Origin of the sequence: Porphyromonas uenonis DSM 23387 = JCM 13868 (assembly GCF_000482365.1) — a bacterium.
In the GTDB taxonomy this organism is placed as follows: domain Bacteria; phylum Bacteroidota; class Bacteroidia; order Bacteroidales; family Porphyromonadaceae; genus Porphyromonas; species Porphyromonas uenonis.
Window position 1 is genome coordinate 1 of the sequence record NZ_KI535309.1, and the last position, 18,860, is coordinate 18,860.

General features: G+C 54.6%; 16 protein-coding genes. 5 read left to right on the forward strand and 11 right to left on the reverse strand.

What is annotated here, in order from left to right; genetic code table 11:
* The 5 genes from L215_RS0107685 to crcB form a co-directional block, all read left to right on the forward strand.
* Positions 1 to 348, forward strand: a 348-nt coding sequence (locus L215_RS0107685) for an ISAs1 family transposase (RefSeq protein ID WP_027451591.1), incomplete at its 5' end; no start/stop codon positions are given.
* 515 nt (positions 349 to 863) lie between these two features.
* Positions 864 to 1,607, forward strand: a complete 744-nt coding sequence (locus L215_RS0107690) for a succinate dehydrogenase cytochrome b subunit (RefSeq protein WP_025884011.1) — start codon at positions 864 to 866, stop codon at positions 1,605 to 1,607.
* A 28-nt stretch (positions 1,608 to 1,635) separates the two neighbouring features.
* Entirely contained in the window at positions 1,636 to 3,579 is a 1,944-nt protein-coding gene (locus L215_RS0107695; protein ID WP_027451592.1) for a fumarate reductase/succinate dehydrogenase flavoprotein subunit, read from the forward strand.
* Positions 3,580 to 3,603: 24 nt separating this feature from the next.
* Positions 3,604 to 4,359, forward strand: coding sequence for a succinate dehydrogenase/fumarate reductase iron-sulfur subunit (locus L215_RS0107700; RefSeq protein WP_025884010.1), 756 nt, complete (start codon positions 3,604 to 3,606; stop codon positions 4,357 to 4,359).
* A gap of 171 nt (positions 4,360 to 4,530) precedes the next feature.
* On the forward strand, positions 4,531 to 4,902 hold the full coding sequence (gene crcB, locus L215_RS0107705) for a fluoride efflux transporter CrcB (protein ID WP_025884009.1): 372 nt from the start codon (positions 4,531 to 4,533) through the stop codon (positions 4,900 to 4,902).
* Positions 4,903 to 4,951: 49 nt separating this feature from the next.
* Here crcB and L215_RS0107710 read toward each other — a convergent pair whose 3' ends face one another.
* The 11 genes from L215_RS0107710 to L215_RS0107760 all read right to left on the reverse strand — a co-directional run bounded on the left by L215_RS0107710 (position 4,952) and on the right by L215_RS0107760 (position 18,661).
* The gene (locus L215_RS0107710) at positions 4,952 to 6,124 is read right to left on the reverse strand and encodes a hypothetical protein (RefSeq protein ID WP_025884006.1); all 1,173 of its coding nucleotides are present in this window, start codon (positions 6,122 to 6,124) and stop codon (positions 4,952 to 4,954) included.
* Positions 6,121 to 7,110, reverse strand: a complete 990-nt coding sequence (locus tag L215_RS0107715; RefSeq protein ID WP_025884004.1) for a D-alanine--D-alanine ligase family protein — start codon at positions 7,108 to 7,110, stop codon at positions 6,121 to 6,123. Before L215_RS0107715 ends, L215_RS0107710 begins: the two co-directional genes overlap by 4 nt.
* 28 nt (positions 7,111 to 7,138) lie before the next feature.
* Positions 7,139 to 8,263: an RluA family pseudouridine synthase gene (locus L215_RS0107720; protein WP_025884002.1), complete on the reverse strand. Its 1,125-nt coding sequence runs from the start codon at positions 8,261 to 8,263 to the stop codon at positions 7,139 to 7,141.
* Positions 8,247 to 8,900, reverse strand: coding sequence for a PASTA domain-containing protein (locus L215_RS0107725; protein ID WP_025884001.1), 654 nt, complete (start codon positions 8,898 to 8,900; stop codon positions 8,247 to 8,249). The genes L215_RS0107720 and L215_RS0107725 overlap by 17 nt, the downstream gene beginning before the upstream one ends.
* 73 nt (positions 8,901 to 8,973) lie before the next feature.
* The gene (dacB, locus tag L215_RS0107730) at positions 8,974 to 10,476 is read right to left on the reverse strand and encodes a D-alanyl-D-alanine carboxypeptidase/D-alanyl-D-alanine endopeptidase (protein WP_027451593.1); all 1,503 of its coding nucleotides are present in this window, start codon (positions 10,474 to 10,476) and stop codon (positions 8,974 to 8,976) included.
* A 131-nt stretch (positions 10,477 to 10,607) separates the two neighbouring features.
* A complete protein-coding gene (locus L215_RS0107735; protein WP_027451594.1) occupies positions 10,608 to 11,639 on the reverse strand; it encodes a M23 family metallopeptidase in 1,032 nt (343 codons plus the stop codon).
* Between the two features lie 341 nt (positions 11,640 to 11,980).
* Positions 11,981 to 13,177 carry a C1 family peptidase gene (locus tag L215_RS0107740; RefSeq protein WP_027451595.1) on the reverse strand — a complete coding sequence of 399 codons (1,197 nt, stop codon included), beginning with the start codon at positions 13,175 to 13,177 and terminating at the stop codon, positions 11,981 to 11,983.
* A gap of 448 nt (positions 13,178 to 13,625) precedes the next feature.
* The gene (ffh, locus tag L215_RS0107745) at positions 13,626 to 14,966 is read right to left on the reverse strand and encodes a signal recognition particle protein (RefSeq protein ID WP_027451596.1); all 1,341 of its coding nucleotides are present in this window, start codon (positions 14,964 to 14,966) and stop codon (positions 13,626 to 13,628) included.
* A gap of 21 nt (positions 14,967 to 14,987) precedes the next feature.
* The gene (gene panD / locus L215_RS0107750; RefSeq protein WP_025883999.1) at positions 14,988 to 15,335 is read right to left on the reverse strand and encodes an aspartate 1-decarboxylase; all 348 of its coding nucleotides are present in this window, start codon (positions 15,333 to 15,335) and stop codon (positions 14,988 to 14,990) included.
* A 26-nt stretch (positions 15,336 to 15,361) separates the two neighbouring features.
* A complete protein-coding gene (locus L215_RS0107755; protein WP_025883998.1) occupies positions 15,362 to 16,051 on the reverse strand; it encodes a LolA family protein in 690 nt (229 codons plus the stop codon).
* A gap of 18 nt (positions 16,052 to 16,069) precedes the next feature.
* Positions 16,070 to 18,661, reverse strand: a complete 2,592-nt coding sequence (locus L215_RS0107760) for an FtsK/SpoIIIE family DNA translocase (protein WP_027451597.1) — start codon at positions 18,659 to 18,661, stop codon at positions 16,070 to 16,072.
* Positions 18,662 to 18,860: the final 199 nt, after the last annotated feature.

An 18,860-nucleotide genomic window follows, 5' to 3' on the forward strand; every position in this document is an offset into this window, starting at 1 on the left:
AGTATCCATATGATGACAAGAGTACGGACGGACAAGAAGACAGATAAGTCCAGCAGCGAAACCACCTTCTATATCTCTAGCCTGACAGACGGAGCGGAGGTCTTCAAGTTGATACGTGAACATTGGGCTGTGGAAAACAAGCTACACTATATGCTGGATATGCTTTTTAGAGAGGACTACTCTACCAAGAGAGCCCGCAACGCAGCTCAGAACATGAACATTATAAACAAGATAAACCTGACTATCATTCAACGGCTTAAAGACAAGCTCAAAGCCACATCAACGCTACGCCTGAGGAAAAAGCTCTCACGAATGACTCCAGAGGAAATCTTCGAAATGGAATTATAATGCGTCAGCCCTGATCCCCCCGACCAGGCTGCATTATATTATAAATGAGTTCATTCCAATTCCTACCTAGGAATTGCCCAAATCCCTCCGTAGATATTTCTGATTTCCTACCTAGGAAATAGTCAAATTCTTCGGACTTATGATTTGATTCCTCCGAAGTTTCATTTGATTCCTCCGAAGAATTTTTTCTTTCCTACGTAGGAATTGGGCCAATTCCTACGTAGCTATTTGGCAAATTCCTAGGCAGAAATTCAATTTCTCGGAAAGAAGACCAAATCAGGGAGGATCCGTAGCCTCTCTGTAGTGATACTCAAACCCTCCTTTCCTGAAATTAAGACGACATTATAGTAGTTAATAGTAGGTATTTTGTATCTTTGTGGAGCAAAGGAGATGTCTTGCATCGCAATAGATAGGTAGAGCGCTCTGAGAAGCCCGCTACCTTATACAGCTCTTTGCTATGCCAAGACAGACCAACAGTAACTGATAACATCACTCAAGTAACCAAACGAACAAATATGTGGATCTTTAAATCATCAATCGGGAGAAAGTTCATCATGAGTCTCTCAGGACTCTTCCTGATTATCTTCCTATTGCTACATGGCAGTATCAACCTACTAGCCGTCTACGATGCGATCAATGCAAATAGCGAGTTCCCTACGGAGCTGTACAATCAAGCTTGTCACGTCATGGGTACCAACATATTGGTACAGATCATGGTACCTGTCCTAGCGCTGGGCTTCATCGTACACATCATCTACGCCATATGGCTGACACTGCTCAACCGTAAGGCACGTGGCAATGATCGCTACGCCATCTTCACACGCGCCAAGATAGACTGGGCGAGCAAGAATATGTTTGTCCTAGGTATCATCGTATTGGGGCTACTGGTCTTCCACTTGACGCACTTCTGGAGCAAGATGCAGCTACAAGAGTGGACGGGAGGTGAGAGTGCCGAGGGCTACCAGCTCGTCGTGCAGACCTTTAGCAATGTATGGGTCTCCATCCTATACCTCGTATGGCTCGTAGCTATCTGGTTTCACCTCACGCACGGATTCTGGAGCGCCTTCCAGACGCTCGGGTGGAACAATAAGAAGTGGTTCAACCGCCTACATGTCATCAGCTACATCGTCGCCACACTGCTGGTACTCATCTTTGCCGTTGTAGTCGTTTACTTTGGCTTCATCTACTCAGGTCCGGAGAGCCTTAATGAGGCTGTCCCCTACGCTGAGGCTACTGTAGCTTCTCTTCCTATCATCTAATCTACGAACTATCTTAACTATCAGAGATATGAGCGAAATAAATGCCAAAATCCCAGCTGGTGCTTTAGCTGAGAAGTGGACTAACTATAAGAATCATCAGAAGCTGGTCAACCCCGCCAACAAGCGTCTCCTCGATGTCATCGTCGTTGGTACAGGACTAGCGGGCGCCTCGGCTGCAGCTTCTCTAGGAGAGCTAGGCTTCAACGTACTGAACTTCTGCATCCAGGACTCTCCTCGACGTGCACACTCTATCGCAGCGCAGGGTGGTGTCAATGCTGCAAAGAACTATCAGAACGACGGCGACTCCATCTACCGTCTCTACTACGACACCATCAAGGGTGGCGACTACCGCGCTCGTGAGGCAAACGTATACCGCCTCGCAGAGGTATCTAACGCAATCATCGACCAGTGTGTCGCTCAGGGCGTACCCTTCGCACGTGAGTACGGTGGCCTACTAGACAACCGCTCCTTCGGTGGTGCACAGGTATCCCGTACATTCTACGCTCGTGGTCAGACGGGACAGCAGCTACTCCTCGGTGCTTACTCAGCGCTGAGCCGTCAGGTTCACAAGGGTAGCGTCAAGCTCTACACACGTCACGAGATGCTCGACCTAGTCATCATCGACGGTCGTGCGAGAGGTATCATAGCGCGCAACCTAGTCACGGGTGCCATCGAGCGCTTTGCAGCTCACGCCGTAGTGATCGCTACGGGCGGTTACGGCAACGCCTTCTACCTCACGACAAACGCTATCGCTTCCAACGGATCAGCCGCTTGGCAGTGCTACAAGAAGGGTGCTTACTTTGGCAATCCTTGTATGGCGCAGATCCACCCGACCTGTATCCCTGAGCATGGCGACTTCCAGTCTAAGCTAACGCTTATGTCAGAGTCTCTCCGTAACGACGGTCGTATCTGGGTACCCAAGAAGCTGGAGGATGCTAAGGCGCTACAGGCTGGCACCAAGAAGGCAAACGACATCCCTGAGGAGGATCGTGACTTCTACCTCGAGCGTCGCTACCCAGCCTTCGGCAATCTAGTACCTCGTGACGTCGCTAGCCGTGCAGCCAAAGAGCGCTGCGATGCGGGCTTTGGGGTAAACAATACGGGTCTTGCCGTCTTCCTAGACTTTAAGTACGCCATCGAGCGTATGGGACGTGATGTCGTTGCGGACAAGTACGGTAACCTCTTCCAGATGTACGAGCAGATCACTGCCGACAATCCCTACGAGACCCCAATGATGATCTACCCCGCTATACACTACACGATGGGTGGACTATGGGTAGACTATGAGCTACAGACGACGATCCCTGGGCTCTTTGCGATCGGTGAGTCAAACTTCTCCGACCACGGTGCTAACCGTCTCGGTGCTTCTGCCCTCATGCAGGGTCTTGCTGATGGTTACTTCATCCTGCCCTACACGATACAGAACTATCTCTCGGATCAGATTCAGGTACCGCACTTTAGCGTCGACCACAAAGAGTTTGACGAGGCTGAGAAGGCGCTCAAGGAGCGCATCCAGCGTATCGCCTCTATGCACGGTAAGCGCTCGGTCGATAGCATCCACAAGGAGCTAGGACATATCATGTGGGAGTATGTCGGTATGGCACGCTCTAAGGAGGGCCTACAGACAGGTATCGAGAAGATCAAGGCGCTACGCAAGGTCTTCTGGAGTGACCTCCACCTACCAGGTAAGGTCGACGACCTCAACATCGAGCTAGAGAAGGCACTGCGTCTAGCAGACTTCCTAGAGATCGGCGAGCTCATGGCACACGATGCCCTCGACCGTGAGGAGAGCTGTGGTGGACACTTCCGCATAGAGCATCAGACCGAGGAGGGTGAGGCAAAGCGTGACGATGAGAACTTTGCTTACGTCTCCTGCTGGGAGTACCAAGGCGAGGGTCAAGACCCCATCATGCACAAGGAGCCACTGGTATACGAATTCACCGAGCGTCTCCAGCGTAACTATAAGAACTAAGCAACCCTGTAGATAATCATAGCAATGGATCACAATATAAATATCAAAGTCAAGGTATGGCGTCAGAGAGGTCCCCGCGAGAAGGGACACTTTGAGACCTATGCACTCAAGGATGTGCCTCAGAGCGCTTCTTTTCTTGAGATGATCGATATACTCAACGAGCAGCTCATTGCCGAGGACAAGGAGCCCGTTATCTACGACCACGACTGTCGTGAGGGTATCTGCGGTATGTGCTCTATGTATGTCAATGGACACCCCCATGGTCCTATCAGTGCCATCACCACTTGTCAGCTGCACATGCGCACCTTCAAGGATGGTGACACGATCACTGTCGAGCCTTGGAGATCTGCAGGCTTCCCGATCATTCGTGACCTGATGGTCGACCGCTCGGCTTATGACAAGATCATACAGGCTGGTGGCTATGTATCGGTCAATACGGGAGGTGTGCCTGATGCTAACTCGATCCCCATCCCCAAGCACAAGGCTGACGAAGCAATGGACGCTGCCTCTTGTATCGGTTGTGGCGCTTGCGCTGCTGCCTGCAAGAATGGTTCTGCCATGCTCTTCGTATCGGCTAAGGTGAGCCAGCTAGCTCTGCTACCACAGGGCCGTGCTGAGGCGCACAAGCGTGCTAAGGCGATGATCGCTAAGATGGACGAGCTAGGCTTCGGCAACTGTACGAACACACGTGCCTGCGAGATGGAGTGCCCCAAGAGCGTCTCCATCAGCCACATCGCACGCCTCAACCGTCAGTTTATAGGCGCTAAGCTGAGCGACTAGCCAGAGCGGATGTCTCATCCCGTAAACAAAATAGGTAGTACTCTCCCGTCTAGAGAGGGTACTACCTTTTTTAGTTGCTTACCTCTAGAGAGTCCCCTTATGCCAGTGGCAAAAGGAACCGATCTCCAGACTTAGAGGACCAAGCGGCAGACTCAACTTAGATAAGAAACCATGCTCAGACAGCTTCTTCTCGTTGCGCTCGGTGGTGCTCTCGGGAGTGCCCTGCGCTACTTTACGGCTCTCCTGCTAGCACGTCACTATACGGGCTCTATACCATTGGCGACGCTCGTGGTCAACCTCGTGGGGTGCTTCCTCATCGGGCTACTCATCGGCTTGTGTAGCGAGACGACACCTCTGCGACTGCTCTTTATCACAGGCTTTTGTGGCGGGTTCACCACCTTCTCGACCTTTACGGCCGAGAGCTACACCATGTTTCGCGAGGGCGCTTACGGCTTAGCCCTCCTCTACATCGCTGGTAGCGTGCTGATCGGACTGCTAGCCCTTGGGATAGGTTTATACCTGTCACGCGTCATAGCCTCCTAACCCAAGTCTTCCAATAGAAGCTATCCGTACGTTCTAGCGGGCTACCCATCTAGGCGTTGCAGAGCGGCTGGGCGTACATCTGGAGGAGCTGCGTGCGCAGTTCATCGGAGCTGTAAGCGTCGGTCGGTGCTTTGGCTATCTGCTCCTCAATGTAGCGGAGCGCTTTCCCCTTGTCAGCCTCGCTGTAGAGCTCCTTCGGATGAGCTTTGTGCGGGTGGAGGAGGTCGTAGGCGATGTAGTTGATCGGATAGAAGCGGTAGTTGCTATGCAGCTCCGTGTCTATGATCTCAGCCAGCCGTGGGTAGAGTTCTTGCTTCGGCAAGGCACGTAGCTCAGCCTCTAGCTCAGGCGTGATCAACTCGTTGAGCCGCTTGCCGACGGCAAAGTGCACTCGGCCCTTGTAGCCTAGTAGTCCCGTCTTCATATTGATCAAGTCCTCCTCGGGACCCTTGACATACTGCTCCTCGGGGTGATGCTTGCGCCAGAGTAGCTCGCAAGCCTTGAGGATATCGCAAGGATCGTACTCATAGCTAATAGTTGTGGGGGCGATGTTGACACGCATCAGCTGGGTCAGCGGGTCGCTGCTTTGCGAGGAGGCGATCATCTTGAGGACGCTCGGCTGTGTTTTGTCGCTATTATCCTTAGCGCGACCTTCACGCTGGGCGATCCAGACCGACTTGTGGTCCTGCTGTATGCTCCGGTCGATAAAAGCGGAGAGCGCCTGAGCCGCCAGAAGCATCTGTCGGATCGGTAGCGAGCGACGCACGACAAAAGAGTCGTTGAGCTTGACCACTGCCTCGATCCACGGTCTGCCGAAGAGGTTGTCACCGATCGCAATGCGAGGCATCAAGTAGTTGCGCTCCCGCATGACTAAGTTCAGGAAGGCCGAGTCCAGGATGATATCCCGATGGTTTGTGATGAAGGTCGTCGGCAAGTCACCGCCTAGTCGACTAGCACCGCTGAGCGATACGGAGAAAGTGGTCTCCTTAGCCAATCGCAGTACAAGAGGATAAGATATCTGCTGCTTAAAGTCGTCAACGCTATGGATACCTTTCAGTTGCTGGAGTAGCGTCTTCGTCTCCTCCTCTGAGAGCAGCGCCGATAGGACGTGACGTAGCTCAGGTTGGTCGGCCAGCTGTGCGACGACAGCAGGTACTTCCTCATCGAGGTAGGGACGTATGGAGTCGTACTCGTAGGGCTGTGGGGCAGTATGTGTGGTCATGATAGTTTGCTCTTGATGATACGTGTGATGAGATCGCTCAGCTGTAGTCCAGCTGCGCGAACCTGCTGAGGTATGAAGCTCGCCTCCGTCATGCCTGGGGTCGTATTGACCTCCAGCAATGTGGGGATACCGTCCGCCTCGATGATGAAGTCTATGCGTACGAAGCCGTAGCAGTCTAGTAGGTGGGCGATCGTCAGCGACGTCTCCTGTACCCGCTGCGTCAGCTCAGGCGAGATGCGTGCGGGCGTTATCTCGTCGCTCTTGCCATAGTACTTAGCGTCATAGTCGAAGAAAGTATCGTGCGCCACCACCTCCGTGACAGGCAGTGCAAAAGCTTCGTCGGGGAGGATCACGCAACCGCAGGTCACCTCGGTGCCAACGATACACTCCTCAACGAGCACATCGGGAGCAGCCGTGTAAGCATCCGCCACCGCTGTGGCGAGCTGACTCCACTGCTCAATGCGTGTCGTAGCGATGCTGGAACCTCCCGTATTAGGCTTGACAAAGAGCGGCAGACGTAGCGTAGACTCGATCTGCTGCTGCTCTTCGGGCGAAAGCTCCTTCGTCTGATTGCGGAGACGCTGCGAGCGAGCGATGCGCACGCCGTGATGCGCTAGGTAAGCGTTGCACGCCTCCTTATTGAAGGTCAAAGCTTCGCAGAGCACCCCTCCCGTCGTGTAGGGGATGCCGAGCATATCGAGGTAACCCTGCAGGAGACCATTCTCTCCAGGGGTGCCGTGGATCGTAATGTAAGCTACTGCAAAGGTGACCTCCTCTGCGCCAAAGCGTGCGACTAGTGCGCGATCTATCGTTCCCTCACGACCTGTGGCGTCGGTCACGCGCCACGCATCGGCGGTGATGGTGACTAGGTAAGGCGTGAAGAGGCTCTGATCAATCTGCTTGAGGATCGTCTGGGCGCTGCGCTGCGAGACCTCTGCCTCGCCAGAGTATCCGCCACAGATGATCGCAATGTTGGGTTTGTCCATAAGGTATGATGGGATATTGCAATGGTTCTTATTTAGAGAGTTCGAGGGGTGCCACATAGCGTCTCCACTTCTCTATGAGCTGGCTCATATCGTCTGGGAGAGGTGCTGAGAAGTGCATCCGCTCCCCCGTCGTGGGGTGGTCGAAGGCGAGGGTCTCAGCGTGCAATGCCTGGCGAGGGCAGATCTTGAGACAGTTATTGACAAACTGCTGATAGGAGCTGGTGCGCTGTCCCCAGAGGATCTGGTCACCACCATAGCGCTCATCGCCAAAGAGCGGGTGGTCGATAGACTTCATGTGAGCACGTATCTGATGCGTGCGTCCCGTCTCCAGTTCACACGCTATGAGCGTCACGAAGCCTAGTCTCTCTAGCTCTGTGTAGTGCGTCACGGCAGGTTTGCCTATCTCACTCGTCGGCGGGTAGACCGTCATACGGGTACGGTCGCGAGGGTCACGAGCTATATTGCCCTCGATCGTGCCTTGCGGCTGGTCCAGCTTGCCCCAGACAAGGGCTTGGTAGCGACGTCCCGTGGTCTTGAGAAAGAATTGTCTCGCCAGTCGTATCTTAGCCTCCGTGCGCTTTGCCACGAGGAGGAGTCCACTGGTGTCTTTGTCAATGCGGTGTACCAGTCCCACAGAGGCGTCGTTGGGATCGTAGAGCGGGTCGTTACGTAAGTAGTAGGCGAGCGCGTGGACGAGTGTACCACTGTAGTTGCCATGGCCAGGGTGTACGACCATGCCTGCGGGCTTATTGACCACCAGTAGCTGATCATCCTCATAGACTATGTCGAGCGGTATATCCTCAGGAGTGATCGACCAGTCCTGCTTCGGGTGAGCCAGCATCATGGTGATGGTCTCCAGGGGCTTGACCTTGTAGTTGTTCTTGACCGGCTCGCCGTCCACCCATATGAGTCCCGCCTTAGCCGCTAGCTGTATGCGGTGACGCGAAGTATGTGGCATACGATCCACCAGGAAGCGGTCAATGCGCAGGGGAGTCTGCCCTGGGTCCACCCGTACGCGGTAATGCTCGTAGAGCTCCTCGCCGTGCGCTCCGGCGACCCACTGATCCTCCTCGTCGGCAGCTATGAGGTCCGCCTCGAGCTCCTGCTCCTCGAGGGGGAGTGGCTCTTTGTCAGGATTACATCCAGGACTCATCCTCGTTGGGCTCTGAAGTATGTGAGGTCGAGTCGCTGGGGAGAGGGTATTCTCCCGATCCCATGATCGAGTCGTAAGGCTGTAGAGCGCCATGCGGTATGCTGTCACTGGTCGCAACAGAGACTAGTAGTATGAGTGGTGTGGAGAGCGGTACGCGCGTACCTGGTGCTAACGCTTGGCCAGAGGGAAGCTGTATGCCCATGACCAGATCGTCAAAGGATCCCGCGACGTAGCTGGGGGTGATGTTTTCGAAGCCCAGGCTGACGAGACGAGCTCGTGCCTGTCGCTCGGAGACGTCAATGAGCGATGGGATGATACCGTTGCGAGGGTAGGAAGCGTTGAGCGTGATGAAGATGATACGTCCCGCTTTGACACGGCTACCCGCCTTGGGGGTTAAGTCGTAGACGGCCCCCTTGGGCACTTCTGTCGTGTAGACCGAGTCGATGATCTCGTAGCGCAGATGGGCTTTGTCCAGGAGCTCCTCCGCCTCGCTCTCTGGCAGACCATAGATGTCAGGTATCTCGACCGACGAGCCGTGGCGCGTGAAGAGGTTCATCCAGAGGAGCGCTAGGAGGACGATGATGACCGAAGCCAGTATCATCAGACCAATATGAATTAATAAGTTAGGACGTCGCATAGGGCATATCTATTAGCGGAGACTATGCAAAGGTAACGAAATTAGTGATTAGAGGGGTGAGCGCACCGAAGCGCTAAGGCTTAGCTGTGCTTGGTGCTGAAGCTGCGGGAAAGAGCGTCTCTAGCACCTGCCGCATGGTACCACGCGTGGTGTAGCGATTACGCATATTGTTGGCCAGGAGAGAGACACAGTAGGTGTGGCCGTTGTAGCTGACGTAGCCGGCATAGTTTTGCACGCCTCGTATGGAGCCACTCTTGAAGTAAGCGGTGATCTTCGATGCAGGCATCAGGTGGCGCACCGTGCCTTGGCGTCCTACTTGTGGTAAGGAGAGGATGAAAGGGTCTGAGGTGGGCAGTGGCAACTGGTAGACCTGTCGCAGTGCGGCCGTCAGGGCATAGGGCGATAGCTTGCTGCGGGGCGCTAGTCCAGAGCCGTCGTAGAGCTCCAGCTGATCAGCGGGGAGGGCACAGGTTTCTCGCCAGTAGTTCATCTCCTGTCTCAGTGCTTGACTCGTTGAGATGCATCCGCCCTGCTGCATCATCCCAAAGTGATTGCCTATACTACGCAGGAGAGCCTCTGCGTAGAGGTTGACACTGTGAAAGTTGCAGGTACGTATCAGCTCGCTCAGATGAGGGCTCAGGTAGATGTCTAGGAGTGTGGTGAGTACAGGAGCAGTCCGGTCATAGTAAGCGACGCACTGGCAGTCGGAGAGCTCTATGCCACGCTTCTTGAGGTGCTCAGCCAGTTGCAGAGCAAGCGCCATGGCGGGGTTGCTCAGGTCGCAGGCGATGACTTGACGCTTAGAGCTACCTCGTGCTAAGCGACCCGAGAGGCGACGGGTGGTGCGGGACTCCCTATCTGCAGATACAGCGAGCTGATTGCCACGCTTGACCAGCTGTACGTCCATCTGCCACGCATGTCCCGGCGTCGAGGGGTGAAGGTAGGTAGGTGCGGTAGCCCCTTTTGCCACATCCTGAGCGGAGAGGCCTACCTGCATGATGTTGTCGCAGAGGTTGACCCCATAGACCGCTGGAGCATAGCGCCGGCCCCAGTCCTCACGAGGCCACGCATCTAGATAACCCTCAGCGCAGTAAGCCGAGGCATCGACGACGATGCGCCCTCGTATCTGGCGGATGCCAGCCTTTTGCAGTGCTAGGTAGACTTGATCGTAAAAGATTCCCTTGCGACGTGGATAATGCTTCGACTCGAGCGAGGGATCACCATGCCCTACGATGATGAGGTCGCCCTCTAGCACGCCACTGCTTGTGATGGAGCCTCGGTAACCGATCTCGGTGGGAAACTGATAGTCAGCTCCTAGAGCTATGAGCGCCGTGGCGGAGGAAAATATCTTGGTCACCGAGGCGGGCGTAAAGCGCTCCGTGGCGTGGTAGCTGAGGAGCGGCTCCGCTTGATCAATGCGCCATACGGAGACCCCGTAGCGAGCCTCCCCTCGCTGCTCTGCCTGCTGGAGTAGCTCGAGTGTCTTGGATACATTGAGTGAGCTCTCTTGCGTCCATCCCAGCAGGGGGAGTAGCAGTAAGAGCAAAGTGTAGAGCGTAGTGGATCGTAGTTGCATCACTATGGGTCAAACGTAACGAAAGCAAAGTGTACCCGAAGACACACCTTGCTCTCTTTATTCTAGTTATCTATTTTCCGCTCAAAGGGGAATTGGTTTGTTGCTCCCGCTCTGAAGGAATCATATGCGAGCTAATACTTTAGCGCCTGCCCTGGGCGTAGTACAGCGCGTGAGGACATATTGTTTGCCTTGCAGAGTCGGCGTACGGAGATGCCGGTCTTCTTAGCAATGCTTGAGAGGGTGTCCCCCTTCTTGACGCGGTATATCCGTGGCGCATGCGAAGCAGAGGCGCGATTTCTCTTCGCTTTTGCCTTGTACTTAGCGTCTGGCGTAGCGTTGCCATTCTCGTAAGCATAGGTCTTGTAGCCCCTAGGAGCGACAAACGTGTAGTAGTCACTCTGTGGAGCGCCTACGCCGAAGTCAATGATGCGTGCGGGGTTGATGTCGATGCCTAGGAAGCGGGTCTCGAAGTGTAGGTGCGGACCAGTGCTACGGCCCGTGCTACCGCCCTTGCCGATGACCTCACCAGCTCTGACGATCTGTCCCTCCTGCGCTATGCAGCGACTCATGTGTCCATAGACAGTCTCTAGGCCGTTGGGGTGACGTATGACGATGTAGTTACCGTAGCCACCACGCTCGTAGCCACGGATGCGTACCTTACCATCGAAGGCAGCTCGTACGTCATCGCCTGTGCGGAGTGCCAGGTCGATGCCCTTGTGCTCGCGACGATAGCGGGCACGGTAACCATAGTTGGAGGTGACACGCATAGTACCCTCTAGAGGCATAACGAATCCCGAGCAGTCAATATCATATGTAGCGGGGATACGTGGGCTACTTTTTCCCGCAAAGGGGTTTACCCAGTCAGTCCACGAGTCTTCGCCATATAAATCTATTGCAGGGTATTCGAGAGCCTCTCTCTCGAGTGCGCGCTCCATCTCAGCATTGGATATACGCGTCTCGGCATCTCTTGCCGTCATAATGCCATAGCCATCGGCTAGGAGGTTTCTGCCACTGAGGGAGTCGCGAGAGGTCACAACTCTCGTCGGTACTACCCTCCTAAGGGGTGGTGATGAAGTCTTGTGGGGCGTTTGGGCTGCTAGCTGAGTGCATGCCACAAAGATAAGCCCCACGAAGGCAACAAAGCTCTTTCTCTTACTTATCATAAAGTCTTGATTGATAAATGATGTGCGTCTGTCGATATTGAGTGATTTAAAAAGCTAATACACAGTAGATAGTTCCTGCCAGCAACTGTCACTTACGACAGAAAACAATAACTACTTTCCTGCCAAAGGTCGGAATAAATTTCGAAACAGCCAAATTTCAGCCCGACGAATTTATGCCGTTGGCGCCCTAAGGCTGGCTCTAATACAACGAAAGCTGGCGAAGAATATTGTTGCAGCGAAACAGGCTAGAGCCTGGTCGCAGAGGTCAATACTAAAAAGAGTCCCCACGGCAGCCTCTCAAGACTGGTGTGGGGACTCTCTAGTTGTCTAGCGGGGAGTGATTACTTCAGACCGAGCTTCTTAGCGATAGCTGCGGGGATAGCATCACGGTTTACGACGATATTCATCGTGCGGCCTGCTACGTAGTTTCTAGATACGTACCAGATACCCTTGTACTTACCGCTCTCACCCCATGAGTTCTTGATCATGTAGAAGGGGCGACCGTTCTGGTTCTGAGCCTTACCGATCATGACCATACCGTGGTCATCGGTGAGGGTGAAGTTGTCAAAGCCCTCCTGACGGAACTCCTGTGTAGGCTCGATCTCGGGGCAGTCAGCACTATGGATCATACGACGGATCTCAGCCGCCTTGTCGTTGTAGCTGAGACCTACCCAGCGTGCCTGGTCAGAGCCCTTCGTCTCGATAGCCTCTACGTCTGCTAGTACGCCGATACCGTCACGTGTGAAGCCTACCTCGCTGACGTCAGCGCCCCAAGCGATCGGGTAACCCTTGTCGATTGCGTTGTCGATGACCTGCATGAGCTCGTCGATGGGCAGATTCCACGAGCTAGTCCAGCGCCAGTTGTCCTCGATCTCGATCGGGAAGGCGGTGTAGAAGGGGTGGTGCGTGTAGCTCGTCAGTGAGACATAGTCACTAGCCTTGATGCCGAGGCTCTCAGCAAAGCTCTTGGGCGTGTAGCGCTTGCCCTGGTAGGTAAACTCCTTGGGCAGCTCGCCTAGATAGGTGTCTACAACCTTGTCGTAAGCACTCTTCCAGGCAGTGGAGAGACGGCCGTTGTGATTCGCTACGACAGCGTCGAGCATGCCCTTGAGGACAGCCTCTAGCTCACTGTGTGCGTTCTTTTTTGTGCCGTAGTTGAGCCCAGTCATAAGCTCCTCGGGGACTGCTCCGTAGTTGTCGAAGACGTAGAGCACATCGTAGAAGGAACCGCCCTGAGCCAGATTGCCCTTGCCATGTAGACGGACGTACTTCTCAGCCTTGTCACGGTAAGTATGGTTGACGACAAACATATCGGAGAGATCTACCTCGGGGCCACCCTTGCGGAGTATCTCAGACTCGAGGAAGCCTGTCGTCGAGTAAGACCAGCAGGTACCACTGTTTGCCTGATCCTTGATAGAGGTGATGGGGAGCTGCTTGATAATGGTAAACTCGTTGCTCTCACCGTCTGTCTTGGGCGTCTGTGCCATCATGACGAGACCTGAGAGGAGTGTAAGGAGGAGTAGAGAGAATTTTCTCATAGCTTATTCCTGGTTTTATAGTTAGAAAAATGAATTGTCAGTGAAGCGGCCATGAAGGCCGTCACAAAGATACAAATAAAAAACTGGAGATAAAGTCCCTCCCCTACCGAGACTGTTGCAAAAGTCAACAGTCTCACAATCTTGCTTGTAAGATTGTCCAGACTTTGCAGAAAGGATGAAGCGCAAGGCGCTGAGGGTGAGGTCTGAAGGGAGCATACCTCCGTATGTGACCGAAGCCGAATCCCGAAAGCAACACTGCGATTCGCCTTTATGCAACAGTCTCATACCGTTCCTGGGCGAGCTACACTCCTAATTGCATCTTGGCGTGGAAAAAAGGAGCAACACCCTCCGCATCATACTGACGGGGAGAGTGCTGCTCTTTTTGAGAGGCTTAAACTATATCTCAAGAATCCTCTAGTGCGTGTCGCCTGTTTTGCGAAGTATGAGACTAGCGACGCTTACTGTTTTTCTTTTGCTTCCTAGCCTGTGCACGACCTAGACCTCCGCCCTGCATCTTGCGCATCACTTTGCTGACCTGGTCAAACTGCTGGATGAGCCTATTGACCTCGGCTACGGAGGTGCCACTACCGTCGGCGATACGCTTGCGTCGTGAGCCATCGAGGAGGCTAGGCTTAGCGCGCTCCTCGGGGGTCATGGAGTAGATGATCGCCTCGATGCCCTTGAAGGCGTCGTTGCTGATGTCGAGATCCTTGACCATCTTGCCGACACCAGGGATCATGGAGACAAGGTCCTTCAGGTTACCCATCTTCTTGATCTGAGCGATCTGAGCAAGAAAGTCGTCGAAGTCAAACTGGTTCTTGGCGATCTTAGCCTCTAGGCGTTTGGCCTCCTCCTCATCGTACTGCTGCTGTGCACGCTCGACGAGGGAGACGATATCACCCATGCCGAGGATACGGTCTGCCATACGGGAGGGGTGGAAGACTTGCAGCGCCTCCATCTTCTCGCCTGTACCGACGAACTTGATCGGCTTGTTGACGACACTGCGTATAGAGAGTGCAGCACCACCACGTGAGTCACCGTCCAGCTTGGTGAGGATCACTCCGTCGAAGTCCAGTCGCTTGTCAAAGGCTGCTGCCGTATTGACCGCATCCTGACCCGTCATGGAGTCAACGACGAAGAGGGTCTCATCGGGGCGGATAGCCTCCTTGATACTGCTGATCTCATTCATCATCTCCTCATCGACCGCTAGACGACCGGCCGTATCGATGATGACCGTGTCTAGTCCCTCCTGCTGAGCGTGGGCGATCGCATTGCGAGCGATCTGTACGGGATCCTTGCTCTCGGGCTCGCTGTAGACGGGTACACCGATCTGCTCTCCGAGCACGTGTAGCTGCTGGATAGCAGCGGGACGGTAGACGTCACACGCTACGAGGAGAGGCTTGCGCTGCTCCTGCTTCTTGAGCATGTTGGCGAGCTTGCCTGAGAAGGTGGTCTTACCAGAGCCCTGGAGTCCTGACATAAGGATGATGGCGGGGCTCCCCTTGAGGTTGATGGGTGCTGCCTCGCTACCCATGAGCGTGGCGAGCTCGTCGTGGACGATCTTGACCATCATCTGGCCCGGATTGACCGCTGTGAGAACGTTCTGGCCGAGAGCCTTCTCCTTGACCTGATCGGTGAAGTCGCGAGCTACGTTGTAGTTGACATCGGCATCAAGTAGGGCACGACGTACGTCTTTGAGCGTTTCGGCGACGTTGATTTCGGTGATGCGGCCTTGGCCTTTGAGTATTTTGAATGAGCGCTCTAGGCGTTCGCTGAGGTTTTCAAACATGTTGGTGAGATGGTGAGTGGTTTATAGTCGATTGGTGTCGCTATCGGGGAAGATAATCTTAGGCTGGAAGGTGCGCGCCTCGTCGTAGTCCATAAGGGCGTAAGACATGACGATGACGATGTCGTCAGGCTGTACGAGACGGGCTGCCGGACCATTGAGACAGATGACTCCGCTGTCGGGCGCGCCAGCGATGACGTAGGTGTCGAGGCGATTGCCGTTGTTACAGTCGACCACCTGCACACGCTCGCCGGGTAGGATGCCGACGGCATCCATGAGGGTGCGGTCGATGGTGATGCTACCCACGTAGTTGAGGTTAGCCTGGGTGACCCGGACGCGGTGGATCTTGGATTTGAGTACCTGTATGTACATAGTTTATAATGTGGAGCGCCAGAGGCTTAGCGTAGGTCTACGACCTCAAGCGATTTGTATTCTTGCGGTGCAAAGGTAAAGGATTGTGACGTAACATGCACCTTCGACTGCATCTTACGAATGGTGTAAGAGACCTGCTCACCTAGGTCAAAGTAGAGATCCACCTTCTTGGGAGCCTGGCTCTGCTGGTCGAAAGTGACCTCGTAGTACTTGACTCCTGCGAGAGGACCAGACCCGCTCTTGGCGACAAATCGGTAGATGACCGTGCCTCGAGGACTCTTGCGCTCGGTGATGCGGTAGCGCTGCGAGGCTTTCTGGATATATGCCAGCGGATTCATCGCCGTGAGGTCTTGCTCGGAGGGTGTCATCAAGGTGTAGGTGCGCTCCTTCTGATTGATGATCCGTAGGGTGGTACCATCGAAAGCTGCCTCCATGCCAGGCATGCTGAGCATGAAGCGACGTCCCTGGAGCCATGTGTAGCCCTCCTCTGGCTGAGCTCCTGGAGAGCTCAGTGTGAAGGTGATTGCGACCCCTTTGCTGACCTGCTGCTCAAACTGCTGGAGTGCTTTGTTGAGGTCAAAGACCGCTTTGCGCTGTCCCTGCAGAGGCACTATGGCAAGGGCGCTACAGAGAAGCAGGGCTAAGAGAGAACCACAAAGTCGCATCGCAAGCGCTGCGCTGTAGCGGGGATATGATAGGGTGAGAGTTGGTCTCATACTGTTTGGGATTACCGGTTAGAGGGTGTCTAGAAGTCGATTGAGAGTCTCCTCGTCGGATATGAGTACTTGACGAGGCTTGCTGCCATCCTGTGCCGACACGATGCCACACTCATAGAGCTGATCCATGACACGTCCAGCACGGTTGTAGCCGATGTTAAAGCGTCGCTGGATATTGCTCGTCGATCCTTGCTGCATCTGTACCACATGGCGTGCCACCTCCTCAAAGAGTGGGTCGCGCTCCGTAGCTCCGCCTCCAAATGCTGCTCCACCAGCCGCGCCCTCCGTGGCAGGAGGCTCAGGCAGCAGATAGGGCACTGTAGGATAGGGCTGACGTGAGATGTGCTCCACGATGCGCTCCGTCTCGGGCGTGTCAATGAAGGCGCACTGGATACGTCGCATCTCCTTGCCATCGTTGATGAGCATATCGCCACGTCCGATGAGATCCTTGGCGCTTGTGGTGTCAAGGATAGTGCGTGAGTCCACTTGCGAGGAGACTTTGAAGGCAATACGCGCCGGGAAGTTTGCCTTGATCAGACCTGTGATCACATCGGTACTCGGACGCTGTGTCGCGAGGACGATATGGATACCAGCAGCACGCGCTTTCTGCGCTAGACGTGCGATAGGCTTCTCAATGGCTCGTCCCGTCGTCATGATCAGGTCGGCAAACTCATCGACGATGAGTACCAAGTAAGGTAGGAAGACGTAGCCATCCTCCTCACGTAGGTGCCCCTGACGGAAGAGCTTGTTGTACTCCGATATGTTGCGCACCTTGGCCCGTGCCAATAGTTCGTAGCGAGCGTCCATATCTACGCAGAGCGACTCTAGGACGGGGAGCGCCTTGGTTGTGTCGGTGATGATATACTTCTCCTCATCCTCGAGCTTTGTCAGAAAGTGCCGTCCGATGCTCTCGTAGATGCTAAACTCTAGCATCTTCGGGTCAATAAGGATTAGCTTAAGCTCCTCGGGACGCTTATTATATAGGAGTGAAGTGATGAGCGCATTGAGGCCCACACTCTTACCTTGTCCCGTAGCACCGGCGATCAAGAGGTGCGGCATCTTGGAGAGGTCAAAGAGGTAGACATCGTTGGTGATCGTTCGACCGATGGCTATCGGTAGCTTCAGATCTGTCGTGATAAACTTCTGCGAGGTGATCAGCGCCTTCATACCGACGGTGCGTGGATTGCGGTTTGGCACCTCAATGCCGATGGTACCACGTCCAGGCATCGGGGCAATGATACGGATACCGCCGATGCTCTCCACCTTCATAGCTATATCGTCCTCCAGGCTACGAATGCGGTTGACCTTGACCTTGGGGTCTAGCTTGAACTCATAGAGCGTCACGGTCGGCCCGATGGTCACCTCGACAGGCTCTAGTGCGATACCTAGGTCGCTGAGCTTCTCGACGATGAGCTGCTCGATCTCCTTGATCTCGGTATGGTCCACGGTCTGCGATGTTTGGTCTACATCGGCCAGCAGGTCTGGCGAAGGCATCTGATAGCCACCACGACGGGTGTCGCCCTGAGGCATGACGGCGGCAACCTGCGAGTCGGCATCGCCCTGCGCCACGGTTACCGTGACACCGCCCTCGAGACTCTCTTCGGCTGGCGTAGAGACAGGCTCACGACGTGCTTGCGGTGCAGCTGGAGCGGCTTGCGATGTAGCGCGTGGCGCTGACTGTGCTGCCAAGACGCTCGGAGCTGACAGGGGAACCTCCTCATCTTCATCTTCCGTAGAGTCTGATGCGCCATCTAGATTGTCTGAGAGGTCCGCTTCATCAGTATCTGTTGGCTCTTCACCTGAGGCTTCCTCCTCATCGGCACCCTCTAGAGAGCTGTCGGTCGTGCGACGACGATTAGGACGCTTGACCCAGCCTAGACCGATGGCGCGACGCATCCACTGAAGGTACTCATAGCGTATCACCACGATGAGGACGATAATCGAGACAAGCAGGATCAGTGCCACACCTAGCCAACCAATGGCTGGCAACAAGTTGCCGAGCCACAGCGTGCCGTAAGCACCACCCCAGCGGAAGAAGGTAGGCATGCCGAGGAGATCCTGTATCGCAGCCCCAGCGAGAGCTGTCCATAGACTGAGGAGGATCGCATAGACCGTTATCTTGATGATGCTGCCCCGCTTAGAGATGCGCATCAGTCGTAGGGCTCCGACGAAGCAGAAGCTGAGCAGGAACCAACTACCGAAGCCCAGGAAGCCATCCATGAGCCAGTGCGCTAGATAAGCGCCATGCACACGGGTCACATTCTGTATCTCTGCCACAGAACTGTCTATACCCTCCGGGAGCTTCTGCGTCAGCGCCTCCCAGGGCGTCAGTGCCGTGACGATGCTTTGGTCACGCGCTCCCACCAAAAGGTAGGAGACACAAGCCACCAAGATGTATATGACGAAGGCTAGGAGGATCAGACCCAAGATAAAAGAGATCAGCTCGCCATAGCGCTTGTCGGCGACATTGTTTTGTAAGTCCTGCGCCCAGGAGCGCATACGACTCCCCACCGAGCGAGAGGGTGTTGCGTCCTTTCGACCAGAGGCGTTCGTACGCTTGCGAGACGCTGTCGAGCGTTTCTTCGTTGGTTTATCTTTGGATGTAGCCATGAGGTAGTAATCAGGAAGTCTGTAGTGCGAGCGTCGCGCCATGCGTGGCGATCTTCTACAGAAAAGCTTGATGCAAAGGTAACGATTTTACGCCAATGAGGCATCGCTTCATGCAAAAAAAGCCCCTTCGATCCCTAACCTCTAATCTCTAACTTCTAACCTCTAATCATCCCTCCGATTCACTCCGTTGGATGGGACC